The organism is Bacillus sp. FSL K6-0255 (genome assembly GCF_045040725.1).
GTDB lineage: Bacteria > Bacillota > Bacilli > Bacillales > Bacillaceae > Bacillus > Bacillus subtilis.
On record NZ_CP150278.1, the window covers coordinates 2,216,451 to 2,228,735 of the forward strand.

At 42.3% G+C, this 12,285-nt stretch carries 15 protein-coding genes; 1 reads left to right on the plus strand and 14 read right to left on the minus strand.

Annotated elements, in window-relative coordinates; all coding sequences use genetic code 11:
- Positions 1–17: 17 nt before the first annotated feature.
- The 7 genes from MHB62_RS11215 to MHB62_RS11245 form a co-directional block, all read right to left on the minus strand.
- Positions 18–752: a hypothetical protein gene (locus MHB62_RS11215; RefSeq protein ID WP_032722044.1), complete on the minus strand. Its 735-nt coding sequence runs from the start codon at positions 750–752 to the stop codon at positions 18–20.
- Between the two features lie 21 nt (positions 753–773).
- Positions 774–977, minus strand: a complete 204-nt coding sequence (locus tag MHB62_RS11220; protein WP_004399143.1) for a DUF2768 domain-containing protein — start codon at positions 975–977, stop codon at positions 774–776.
- A gap of 337 nt (positions 978–1,314) precedes the next feature.
- Positions 1,315–2,352 (minus strand): NAD(P)H-dependent glycerol-3-phosphate dehydrogenase, encoded by a 1,038-nt coding sequence (locus tag MHB62_RS11225; protein WP_003230566.1) that lies wholly within the window; start codon positions 2,350–2,352, stop codon positions 1,315–1,317.
- 17 nt (positions 2,353–2,369) lie between these two features.
- The gene (gene engA / locus MHB62_RS11230; RefSeq protein WP_003230565.1) at positions 2,370–3,680 is read right to left on the minus strand and encodes a ribosome-associated GTPase EngA; all 1,311 of its coding nucleotides are present in this window, start codon (positions 3,678–3,680) and stop codon (positions 2,370–2,372) included.
- Between the two features lie 153 nt (positions 3,681–3,833).
- Positions 3,834–4,028, minus strand: coding sequence for a capping complex subunit for YIEGIA (locus tag MHB62_RS11235; protein ID WP_003230563.1), 195 nt, complete (start codon positions 4,026–4,028; stop codon positions 3,834–3,836).
- Positions 4,025–4,918 (minus strand): YIEGIA family protein, encoded by an 894-nt coding sequence (locus MHB62_RS11240; protein ID WP_003230562.1) that lies wholly within the window; start codon positions 4,916–4,918, stop codon positions 4,025–4,027. The genes MHB62_RS11235 and MHB62_RS11240 overlap by 4 nt, the downstream gene beginning before the upstream one ends.
- The gene (locus tag MHB62_RS11245) at positions 4,915–5,514 is read right to left on the minus strand and encodes a hypothetical protein (RefSeq protein ID WP_003230560.1); all 600 of its coding nucleotides are present in this window, start codon (positions 5,512–5,514) and stop codon (positions 4,915–4,917) included. The genes MHB62_RS11240 and MHB62_RS11245 overlap by 4 nt, the downstream gene beginning before the upstream one ends.
- Positions 5,515–5,591: 77 nt before the next feature.
- Between MHB62_RS11245 and MHB62_RS11250 the strand changes: the two genes are divergently transcribed.
- The gene (locus MHB62_RS11250) at positions 5,592–5,723 is read left to right on the plus strand and encodes a YpzI family protein (protein ID WP_003225499.1); all 132 of its coding nucleotides are present in this window, start codon (positions 5,592–5,594) and stop codon (positions 5,721–5,723) included.
- A 42-nt stretch (positions 5,724–5,765) separates the two neighbouring features.
- Here MHB62_RS11250 and fni read toward each other — a convergent pair whose 3' ends face one another.
- From fni to sleB, 7 genes are all read right to left on the minus strand, one after another.
- On the minus strand, positions 5,766–6,815 hold the full coding sequence (gene fni, locus MHB62_RS11255; protein ID WP_032722383.1) for a type 2 isopentenyl-diphosphate Delta-isomerase: 1,050 nt from the start codon (positions 6,813–6,815) through the stop codon (positions 5,766–5,768).
- Positions 6,816–6,827: 12 nt separating this feature from the next.
- Positions 6,828–7,976 carry a 30S ribosomal protein S1 gene (gene rpsA / locus MHB62_RS11260; protein WP_003230556.1) on the minus strand — a complete coding sequence of 383 codons (1,149 nt, stop codon included), beginning with the start codon at positions 7,974–7,976 and terminating at the stop codon, positions 6,828–6,830.
- A 232-nt stretch (positions 7,977–8,208) separates the two neighbouring features.
- On the minus strand, positions 8,209–8,883 hold the full coding sequence (gene cmk / locus MHB62_RS11265) for a (d)CMP kinase (protein WP_003230555.1): 675 nt from the start codon (positions 8,881–8,883) through the stop codon (positions 8,209–8,211).
- A gap of 78 nt (positions 8,884–8,961) precedes the next feature.
- Positions 8,962–9,138 (minus strand): YpfB family protein, encoded by a 177-nt coding sequence (locus MHB62_RS11270; protein WP_003230553.1) that lies wholly within the window; start codon positions 9,136–9,138, stop codon positions 8,962–8,964.
- A gap of 44 nt (positions 9,139–9,182) precedes the next feature.
- Complete coding sequence (gene dgrA / locus MHB62_RS11275; protein ID WP_032722045.1) at positions 9,183–9,836, minus strand: cyclic di-GMP receptor DgrA; 654 nt, start codon at positions 9,834–9,836, stop codon at positions 9,183–9,185.
- Between the two features lie 92 nt (positions 9,837–9,928).
- Positions 9,929–11,281, minus strand: a complete 1,353-nt coding sequence (gene ypeB / locus MHB62_RS11280; RefSeq protein ID WP_003230547.1) for a germination protein YpeB — start codon at positions 11,279–11,281, stop codon at positions 9,929–9,931.
- 34 nt (positions 11,282–11,315) lie between these two features.
- Positions 11,316–12,233, minus strand: coding sequence for a spore cortex-lytic enzyme (sleB, locus tag MHB62_RS11285; protein ID WP_004398523.1), 918 nt, complete (start codon positions 12,231–12,233; stop codon positions 11,316–11,318).
- Between the last annotated feature and the right edge of the window lie 52 nt (positions 12,234–12,285).

Genomic DNA, 12,285 nt, shown 5'->3' on the forward strand with positions numbered 1-12,285 from the left:
ATGCAAGGGAGAAAGGTTCATTCCTTTTTCATATCATTTTCTAAAAAAACAGGTTCCTGTTTGTCATTTACCGTATATTTTACAGAAAACACGGGGACAAAGGGGGTTTCATGCCAAATCATATCCTGGATTTCAGTCCCGGGTTTAAACGTTTTTTTGCTTTTTTTGAGGCAAGAAGCCAGCTCAGTCCGGTAATCGGCATATATTTCTCCGTCTCCGTCAATCATAAGCGGCAAGGAATTCCCTGAGATTGGGCTTGTCACTGTAAGAGAGCTGCCATCCCCAAGCTTCTTCTCATCGAGTGTAAATAAATCACGAGATAGCACATCCTTGTAAGGCGGATATTGATGCTCCTGACGATACATTTGGATGCGCAATTTCACATCGCGAATTTTTTCTGCCATCTTTAGATCAATTAATTTAACAGTCGGATCGTTCTCTACGTCAACAAGCACGTATTGATAGTCTCCCCCGCTTTCAAATGCCGTACTTGGAGGTTCAGCTATGTATCTTGGCGCTAACCGGTTAAAGTCTATCGGATATTTTTGATATAGCGGTGTCGACATATCTTTGGTTTGAATAGGAAGCAGCCCTCCATTTGCCTTTTGAAATTCATCAACAGCAGATTGAACCTGCTTTAGCTGGTCTTGATAAGGAATGGCATGCACACTGCTTTTCCGTTCATTTGGATATAAACATCCGGATAAAAACACGACTGCCGCAAAAATGATTGCGCACTTCAGTTTACCCATACAGCACTTCCTTTTACAGCTTTATTCATTGACAGGGCCGCTAAAAACCACGACAAACACAATAATTCCAGATATGAGCATACACATGTATGCGAATGATGAAATCGCAATCTTCAAAAAACGGTTTTGGCACTTAAAGCGGCTTAAATAGATGGAAGCTACAGCCAGAAACATCAGACCCATGGACCCTAGAGCAAACCACATTTTCATCAATGCCAGATTCAATGACGTGCGCCTCCCCGATATGTAAGATGTAAGAGTTATATTATATTTTAATATACAGCGCCGGAAAAGATCAACCAGATTTTCCATCCATTGATAGAACAAAAAAACTGAAGCAAAGAGGGGGACCTTCGCTTCAGTCAACTTGACTATATTCACCTGCACGTTTAAGAAACACTCTCTTGGACTTCGATGCTATAGTATGCGACTTGGCATACAGATGCATCCTCTATTGCCTAAATCGGCAAAATGTTTCAGGAGATCCCAAGACTTGGGTGTTCTTCTGTTTTTCGGGCTTTCGTTCAATTAAGATATGCGATTCACCATTTGATTGACACTTTTACTTCACTTGATTTTCAAACGTATTTACCAAATCCTCCATCTCGTGGGTTTTCCCTCTCGCCATTAAAGATTCAACAGCGGTTTCCACTTTTTGTCCGTTGAATAGGACCTGATGGAGAGCTTCTGTAATCGGCATTTTAACATCATATTTCTTCGAAAGCTGATAAGCCGCTTTCGTCGTGCGGACGCCTTCGACTACCATTCCCATCTCTTCAAGAACATCTTCAAGCTTGTACCCTTTTCCGAGCAAATTGCCCGCACGCCAGTTTCTGGAATGAACACTTGTGCACGTCACAATCAGATCGCCTACTCCTGTCAATCCAGAGAACGTCAAGGGATTTCCGCCCATTTTCGTTCCGAGTCTCGCGATTTCGGCAAGTCCGCGTGTAATCAAAGCAGCTTTGGCATTGTCACCGTACCCTAAACCATCTGTAATTCCTGCAGCAAGGGCAATAATATTTTTTAAAGCCCCTCCGATTTCAACTCCGATAATGTCAGGATTTGTGTACACCCGAAAATTGTGATTAATAAATAGATCCTGCACCTCTTCTGCTGCCCTCATGCTCTTTGAAGATGCAGTAACAGTTGTGGGGTGCCGCAGCCCTACTTCTTCCGCATGACTCGGGCCGGAAAGGACAACGATATCTTTTCTGACATCACTCGGGAGCTCAATTTCCATAATTTCAGAAATGCGCAGAAGTGAATCTGGCTCAATACCCTTGCTGACATGAACAAAGACTGCCTTTTTCGTTATAAAAGGGACAGCCTGTCTCAGCACTTCCCGAATTGCTTTTGTCGGGACCGCAACGATAATGACATCTGCGTCTGAAACAGCCTCTTTCATATCTGTTGTTCCTTTAATGGATGTAGACAGCTTAACATTCGGCAAATAATCTTTGTTTTCATGCAACTCATTAATTTGATGAATTAAATCTGCACGGTGAGCCCACACACACACTTCATTTCCATTATCAGTTAGAACTAAAGCCAGTGCTGTTCCCCAACTCCCCGCTCCAAGCATTGTGACTTTTTTCATGTTTGATTCACACCTTTTTATTTTCTAGCTCTTGCAAATATTTTGATTGGTGTCCCCTCAAAACCGAACGCGTCTCTGATTCGGTTTTCTAAAAACCGTTCGTATGAAAAATGCATCAATTCCGGATCGTTTACAAACACAACGAAGCTTGGCGGCTTTACCGACACTTGAGTCGCATAGTAAATTTTCAAACGAGAACCGTTATGAGTCGGTGTCGGATTCATTGCCACAGCGTCCATGATGACATCATTTAAGACGTTTGTTTGAACTCGAAGTGAATGATTTTCACTAGCTTTGATAATCGCAGGCATCAGAGTATGGATCCGTTTTTTCGTTAAGGCAGACATAAATAGGATTGGCGCATAATCCAGAAATTGAAAATGATCGCGAATATTTTCTTCAAATTCTTTCATCGTGCTCTCATCTTTGTCAACAGCATCCCATTTGTTTACGACGATGACGACGGCCTTGCCCGCTTCGTGTGCATAACCGGCGATACGCTTGTCCTGTTCAATAATGCCTTCTTCGCCATCCAGCACAACCGCCACGACTTCTGAGCGGTCAATCGCTTTTAGCGCCCGCAGTACACTATACTTCTCAGTCGTTTCATAGACTTTCCCTTTTTTTCGCATACCTGCAGTATCGACAATGACAAACTCCTGCTGGTTGTAAGTAAATGACGTATCAACAGCATCTCTTGTCGTTCCAGCCACGTTGCTGACAATAACGCGTTCTTCGCCGAGCATCGCATTCACAAGTGAAGACTTTCCGACATTTGGACGTCCGATCAGACAGAATTGAATAACTTCTTCATTGTATTTCGTTTCAGGAATGTTTTTAAAATGCTCTGCAACGGCATCCAGTAAATCACCCAGTCCGAGTCCGTGTGTTCCCGAAATTGGATACGGCTCGCCAAAGCCTAGCGAATAAAAATCATAAATATTCGCTCTCATTTCTGTGTTATCCAGTTTATTAACCGCTAAAACAACAGGCTTTTTTGTGCGGTACAAAATTTTCGCCACTTCTTCATCAGCAGCTGTCACGCCTTCACGGCCGTTCACCATAAAAATAATCACGTCCGCTTCATCCATGGCGATTTCAGCTTGCTGGCGAATCTGCGCTAAAAACGGCTCATCACCGATATCAATACCGCCCGTATCAATCAAATTAAAATCATAATTCAGCCATTCAGCCGAGCTGTATATCCGATCCCTTGTCACGCCAGGGGTATCTTCTACTATTGAAATTCTTTCTCCCGCAATCCGGTTAAAGATTGTGGATTTTCCTACATTTGGTCTCCCGACAATGGCTACGACAGGTTTACCCATAGTACCCTTCCTTTCAATCCAGCCGCTTTCATTTTTACATAAATTTTCAACCGGTTATTAAAATCATTTCATTCACTTTTATGAAAAGAAACCCTTCAGAGGAAGGGCTTAACTCATTTATTATATCAGTTTTTACTGGGATCACAACTATTCTTAAAAATGTTTCACGATCAAATACACGTCATCTCCGATTCTGTGAGCTATTCCATCAAGGATCGCCTCAAGATTTTTAGCGAAAAGCTCCATCTCCTTTTGGTCATTGCAAAAAAAGACAGGTGCTCCCCCTGCAACCCGATTTCGATTTGTCGTGATTACAGACAAAATCACTTTCGTAAGAGATTCACTCATCCTATCACCTTATCCTGATTCTTGATAAATTCAGTCGGCATTCTAATCGCATTTTCCAGGGTTGGAACATTGCTAATAATTTGAACAGCCGTTTCGGGATGGTGAATTTGCGGGAGAACAAATACTGCCACTCTCCCATCATTTAAATCCCGTTTTGCAATTGGTGTCAAAGATGGCTCTCCTGAATCCCGATAAACCCCGAGCACATTGGAAACATCAAATAAAATGGCCTGACGCTGCCCTAAATTTGCTATCGTCGCTGCTGAATTAAAGTTTTTCGGCGTCAAAATAAAGCCCATGCCATGCTTTAAAATCAGTTCCTGTTTCTCTGGAAGCCCGATATTCATCATATAAATATTATCAACAAACAGTCCCGGACCGTCAAAGCGCGGCTTTATGTACTCGATATCTACAATATCCTTCAACACACTGCCCGACATAAACTTCATGGCCAGTAAAAAACAAACGACAGCCGCTATGACTGCAGCCCAGATGGATAAAAACACATACGCAGAGGTTGTCAAAAGCGCTGTAAAGATCACAATATAATTTCTGCTTTCAAACGCAATGGCAATCCCCTCAATATATGTGCTTCCCCTTGAGACAAGTTCATACGAATCCATTTGCGTCAATGTGTTCCGCTCCATGTTTCGGACATCTCTAAATTGCGTCGCTGCCAATGTTAAAAATGTGATGGCCGTAAATTCCTCCTGCAAAAGCGCCGGCATAATAATTGCACCTAAACCAGCCGCTATCAACCCCAGTGCGATGTGAATCACTTTCCCATGAACATAGGTCGGATACTGGCGGTAATCCGTTTTCAGCATATAAAGCCTTGTCGCAATTCCGGCAATGACCCCAGCAATAATCGGATAGATGTAATCACTCATGACATTTTGGTAGCTCCTTTGTTTGATCTTTTGCTTTTCTGACCAATCTGGCTTGCGAGGTGTTCGTATTTAGATATGCCAAACAGCAATATCATCCCCGCAGAACACGCATTCAGCCATTGAAAGCCGCCGACAGCCATAGCCCCGGCCAACTTCTGGATCACAAATGAATACACCAGTTCGCCTTGGCACATCCCTAGGACAAATAAGACAAGCTGCTTCTCAAAATTCCTTTCAACAGAAGCTGTTAAAAGCACTATTAATATAACAGCAGCCCACTCAGGTTTTATGATGAACCAAACCGGGTCATATAATGCAAAAAGATAAACAAACGCATACGCGGCAACAAGCGTCAGATAGACCATGATGTAACGAAAACGATACATTCCCAAATACCCGGCATAGACACATCCGCAAACGAAAAACATCAAATATGCAGCATTCAGGGAAAAATATAAAGCGATGTCATGTATGCTTAGAATAATATTAGTTAAAATAAAGACAGAGACGGCAATTCGTCTTTTCGTCTTTTCAAAAATAAATGTTGTCAGAACCCACAGAAACCACATTGACCAATAGTAATAAAATTGTTCCATTTTACTTCCTCCATATTCCCAGTATGGAGTTCAAGCACATTTTTTAAACAATCGATCTCACATTAAGGAGTATGATCATGGGAAAAGACAGACAAGAGAAAAAACTCAAAGCTTCAGGCAGAGTCGAATCAGATCGCGACCAGTCCATTCACTATGACGGAGCGACAAGCCTTGAACAAAACGGAAGATTCAAAAAGCGAAAATCATAATACAAAAAGCCCAAACCACATATGGTTTTGGGCTTTTATCATTTATCGCACACTATAGCTTGATGTATTGACCCCTCTCTCTGTGAGCCAATGATGGGTTTCACCTTTGATCACAAGGGGCGCCTTTTGTAAATCGGCAATTGTTCTGGCACCCAGCACGGTCATAATCAACTTTAATTCCTCAAGGATCAGCTGAATCTCCTCAAGCAGTCCTTCCTCACCGCTGTCAGTCAGCGCTTTTAAAAAATGCCCTGCCATTCCGGTGCAAGAGGCCCCCAGCGCAATTGCCTTTGCCACGTCAAGCGCATCTTGCAGACCGCCAGAGGCGATCATGGTGCTTGCAGGAAACTCAGAGCGGATTTCCGCCAAACTTGCAGCTGTCGAAATGCCCCACGAATTAAAAAAGGAGATTTGCCGCTGTCTTCGGAGATTTTCGATTTTCGAGAAATTTGTTCCCCCGTAACCGCCAATGTCAACAGCTGCAGCACCAGCTTCATACAGCTTTCCTGCTGATGCTTTGCTCATACCGAAGCCGACTTCTTTCACAATGACCGGTACACTGACCCGGCTGCAAATTTGTTCAATGCGTTTCAATGCGCCGCTAAAGCTTCTGTCCCCTTCAGGCATCACAATTTCCTGAATCACATTGAGGTGGATCTGCAGTGCGTTTGCTCCAATCATCTCAACGGCTTCCTTTGCCTGAGCAGCCGTTGCCTCGCTTCCCAGGTTGGCAAAAATCAGCCCGTTTGGGTTTTCCTTTCGAACAATTTCATAGGAAAGACGCTCTGATGGATCTTTTAATGCTGACATTTGCGATCCCACAGCAAGGGGAATTCCAGCCTGAGAAGCCGCTCGCGCAAGCGATTTATTAATCTCATATGTAAGTTTTCCGCCGCCGCCAGTCATTGCATTGATAAAAATCGGCGAACTGCTTGAAAGTTCGCCGATTTTTGTGGAAATATCTACTTGTTCTAATGCAAGATCGGGCAGACTGACGTGAACAAACGTAATATCATCAAGACCTGTTTCCCGCTTCTGGCCGGTGGACAAGGCATGATTGATGTGTTGTCTTTTTCGTTCTGCTCGAGTCACGTTTATCACCAATTATTTTAGTTTATTCAGCTTATCTCCGATCAGATCTCCAAGCTGGAAGCCAGTGCTTGTTTCTTCCTTCGCTTGATATTGACGGTAATCTTCCTGGTCAGCTTTAGGCGTTTCTTCAAGTTCACGCATGCTTAATGAAATGCGCTCCTCATTTTCATTCACATCAAGAACCTTCACTTTTACAGTCTGTCCTTCTTCAAGGACTTCATGCGGCGTGCCGATGTGTTTATTGGAAATTTGAGAAATATGAACGAGACCTTCAACACCTGGAAGGATTTCAACAAAGGCACCGAAGCTTACAAGACGCTGTACAGTTCCTTCAAGCACATCGCCAGGCTTCACTTTTTCGCCGATTTGGTTCCAAGGTCCAGGCAGTGTATCTTTGATCGATAAAGAAATACGTTCATTATCACGGTCAACCGATAACACTTTCACTTTTACTTCTTGTCCCTCTTCAACAACGTCAGACGGCTTCTCTACATGAGAGTGGGAAAGCTGTGAAATGTGTACAAGTCCGTCGATGCCGCCAATATCAACAAACGCGCCAAAGTCAGTCAGGCGCTGTACTTTGCCATCAAGTACACTTCCAACTTCAAGAGACTGAAGAAGTTCTTGTTTTTTATTCGCTTGTTCACTTTCAACAACAGCACGGTGTGAAAGGATCACGCGGTTTTTATCACGGTCAAGCTCTACAACGAGCAGTGACAGTGTTTTTCCTTTATAGTCAGTGAAGTCTTCAACGAAATGTGCTTCAACAAGTGATGCCGGAATAAAACCGCGAACGCCGATATCAACGACAAGGCCGCCTTTCACGACATCTTTCACTTCAGCTTCAAACACTTCTTTTGTTTCAAATTTTTTCTCAAGGTCTTCCCAAGCGCGGTCTGCATCAACAGCACGTTTAGATAAAATCAAAGCATCGTCTTCCACTTTTGTTACTTTCAGGTCAAGCTCGTCGTCTACTTTAACAACATCCGATGCTTTCTCTACATGAAGACTTGATAATTCACTGATTGGAATAATACCGGATTGTTTGACATTGATAATTTCTACATCTACATGTTTGTCTTCTACCTTTGTCACAATCCCTTTAACTACATCTCCAACCTCTGGCACTTGAACATCAATTTGATTCATTTCCTCTGTCATTTGAATAACCTCCTTGGTCCAAACCTACACAGCTTAATTAAAACGGTTTGAAAGCTGAACATATAACATGCCCGCTTTTAGCCGAATATGTATTAAAGAATCATCCAAAAAAGTTTTTTGAATGATCAATAAAAAGTTTTATTAGTATTAACTTCTAATAAAAGGACAGGTTTGTCAAGCAATAACATTCTATCTTCGTTGAAAAATTCAAAAAAAGTGGCATTTGCCATCCTCAGCGGGACTTTTGCTCCACAGCCTCGAGGATTTTATCAGCTACCTCTTGAATGGAAAGCGATGTCGTGTCGATTTCAAGAGCGTCTTCTGCTTTACGCAGCGGAGATACTTCGCGCTCTGAATCAAGCTTGTCTCTTCTTGCAATTTCCTCAATTAATGTTTCGTAGTTGACATCAAAGCCTTTTTTCACATTTTCTTCATAACGGCGTTTCGCTCTCTCTTCCACAGATGCCAAAAGAAAGATTTTTACTTCTGCATTTGGCAGCACATGCGTCCCGATGTCACGACCATCCATGACGACGCCGCCTTTTTCCCCAAGCTGCTGCTGGCGTTTCACCATTTCTTCTCTGACACTTCTGTGCTTGGCCGCAATTGAAACTTGGTTGCTGATTTCATCTGTTCTGATCGCCTCAGTTACATCGGTGCCGTTTACAAACACTTTTTGTCCATCTTTTGTTGTAATCAGCTCAATGTCTGTCCGCTTTAGCAGCTCAGCCAGTTTTTCTTCATCTGTCAGATCAACGTTTTCCTGTAAAGCCGCGTACGTAATCGCCCGATACATCGCTCCTGTATCAATATATATGTACGATTTTTTCTCAGCCACAATTTTGGCAACGGTGCTTTTCCCCGCAGCTGCCGGGCCGTCGATTGCAATCGATAATTTCTTTTCCATAATTCCTCTCCTTGCTCTTTTCTCCTCTAAGGATTGTATCACGAACTTTATGAAAAAGGGTGAAAAATTGATGAATAATTAATGTTTGAAGGTTTCAATCCTATTGTTTTCCTCCATTTTATCCACCCCTTCATATTGAATCACTTTTGATACGTATGGTTCAATATGCTGATAGTGAAAAAGAAATTGGACACCAAGTAAAATGATGGCCTGAATGAACAATAATTTGATCAGCAGCCGTTCAAATGTTTTCATTGGAGCACCTCCATTACAAATAGTATGGAAGTGTTTGCCGATGTTTATTCCATTCGGGCCTTTCTTCTCTTATTTAACTGGCGCCTGATGCAGTATTGAAGCAAAGCCTGCTGGTCACCTGCTGCAATTTCTGAATACTCTAAAGTCATTTTTCGTTTTTCTGACTTGGGGTCATTAAAGATTCGTCTGACAACTGCTTCTGTTTCTATTTGACGTGTGTGCTCCTCTTCAGGAAGAAGGATGATCAGGCGCAATGATTCCCCCGATTGAAAAGAAAGGCCATCAGCTAAAACCACGGCGATGCCGCCTGCACTGATGTTATAGGATAGTGTGCGGATCTCTTCTTCATTTCCCGGCTGAATTTGCACATCTAATACCGCATCAGTTCTTACATATTGGCGGCGCTGGATTCTTTTCATTTTTTCACGGGGAGGCATTTCAAGACAGATCATTTGAAGTTTGTCCTTCACTTTACCTTTTATACGGCTTATAAAGCGATAAGGAACTTCGTCTTTTCCCACAAACTCTACCGTTACTTCCATATCGTTATGTAAAATCACAGTTCGCCCTGTAACTACATCAACAGGATACGCGATCAAAAGTTCATTGTTTTCGATGCTGACCGCCTTGCTTTTTGCCTTTTTCAATTCATTTTCTTCTATATATTCTAAAAGTACATTTTCTCCAATCTCTATCATTGACTTCACTCTTTCGCATTCAATATACTCACGTTTTTATTAAAGCACGTAATGAAAAAAAGGAAAAGACATTTAGTCCTTTCCTCCTGTTTTTATAGGTCTTTATATATAGGTTCTGCATTTTTTAGTTTTTCAACCTTTTCTTCCGATCCGTCTTTGGCATTGATATACATTCTGAATGTGTCATTTTCAATTGTCCCAAGCATTTCGTAGCATAACACTTCTTGACCTAGTTCATTTGTAATCAAAGCGAGCCTTGTTTCTCTCACTTGTACATTTTTATTTAATTTAGACTTTGCCTCTGCTTCAGTAATTGCAGGCTTAGGTATGGTTCTTTTTCTGTGAGATGTGAGGAAGTCTCTTGCTGAAAAGCCGACAACCTCACCGTCATCCAAGGCCACTTTCATACGAATTGCCTCGGGGTACATCCGGACTTTATTTTCAACAGGAACATATGAAAATACACCGATTTTATCATATTGGGCACTTTCATCAATTTCCAAATCATCTGTTTCAAATCCGTTTTTCTTTAAAAATGCAAGCGCTCGGTTCGATCCGTCATTTAAACTGATTTTCTGATCTTTCACTTCTCTGTTTTGGATCAAGTATACCGGATGCCCGCCCTTCTTCGTAATATCCATATAAATCACTGCTTTATGGTCTGGGTCTTTCATGCTGATGCTATATACATCGCGATTTGTTTTTTTTCCGCTCTTTACCACTTTAATTGAATAATTGTCATCTGGGGCAAAGCGCTCAGCAATTTGTTTTGCTTCCTGTTCGGAAATTTGTTTTCCCTTCAGATGGCTGAAGCCTTTCTCTTCTTTTTTCGTACTGGTGAAACTCGGGCCAAGATCAGTGCCAGTGGAGAATGCACCAACATTTTTTTCGACTGTTTTAAAGCTGTTGATAATCGTATTATCACTTTGTTTTTCGTCAGAAGCCAGAGCCATTTCTACGTCCATCCAGCGAAGGTTTTTGCTCATGACAAGGTGCTGAACATGACGCAATTCATTTTGTATATCTTCGGACTGCTGATATAGCTTATTTAGTGATGTATACTCGTTTTTATCAAGCGGCTTTTGGTCCAAATCTCTGACTGACGTTTTATAGCTGAAATCGCCGATCTTTGATAATAGCTCTTCAGTTTTATTAAACGGCATTAATGTAAGCGGCAGCTGACTGACGCTGTTATGAGCTTCTGATGTAATCCTCCACACATCGATCAATGCAGGCGACAGTGATTTTTGGCTGTTCATGGCAAGTGTTGTTCCGATTTTATCATGAAGCTGATCCACCTGATAGGTAAGCTCATGAAACGCCCGCTGATAGTTATTTTCAGCATGAAGAAGAACTGCGTCTTTTTCCTGGTGTTCTTTGTATCCCCAGTAGCCTGTACCGACTATTGCAATACCAAGCACGGCGATTAAAATTCCTCTGATCATTTATCACACCTCTTTTTATGCTTTCTCATATCTGCTACTCACAGAAAATGTGTTTACCGATTCTTTTAATCTGCGGACGCCCCCAAATCCACGGACTTGTAGCCGTATCCGGATTAAAGTAGTAAAGTGCTTCCTCTGATGGGTCCCAGCCATTGATGGCATCCAGCACTGCTTCTCGTGCCGTTTCATTCGGCTGCATGTAAATTTGTCCGTCGGCTACTGCTGTGAAGGCAAGCGGCTCAAAAATAACCCCCGCTACTGAATTTGGAAATAACGGGCTGTTCAAACGGTTTAAAATGACTGCTGCAATAGCAACCTGCCCCTCGTACGGCTCGCCCCGGGCTTCGCCATAAACCGCTTGAGCAAGCAGCCTGATATCGTTGTTGGAAAATCCACCAGGCATGTTCGCTGCTACCGCATCCTGTTTTCTTGCTTTTGCTGGTGTATTGTTTTGCTGTTTATTCGCATTCGCTTTAGGCTTCTGCGTTGTTTTTTCCGCAGGCTGTTTCTGCCGTGCTTCTGCTTGTTGTCTTGCCTTTTGTGTTGCTGCTTTTGATGGTTTCGTCTGATACTTTAGCGGAATTTTTCCGTAATGCGTGAATGTATTCCCTTTATTGAGCTGTTCCATGACATATTCACGATAGTATTTTGATTTACATATTAAGGTTTGCTTTGTTTTAGCTCCTACAAGGCCGTCAACCTCTTTTAACCCGAATTGATCCTGAAAATTTCGAACTGCCCAGTACGTCCCCCATCCATAAACCCCGTCAATTTTTCCGTTATAATATCCGTTGTATTGAAGACGCGCCTGAAGCTCGACCACATCATCCCCTGTTGCCCCTCTTTGAATGACCTGATTCGAAAAGGCAGAGATCGTTTCAGTATTAATAAACGTCGTTATTGTAAAGGAAAAAAGGATGAGACATGCCATAATCGATCCTTTGGACTTCATCTTTTCAAGCCTCCTACTGCAAATTTTTAAGTGTAATCGTATTTTCTGTAAC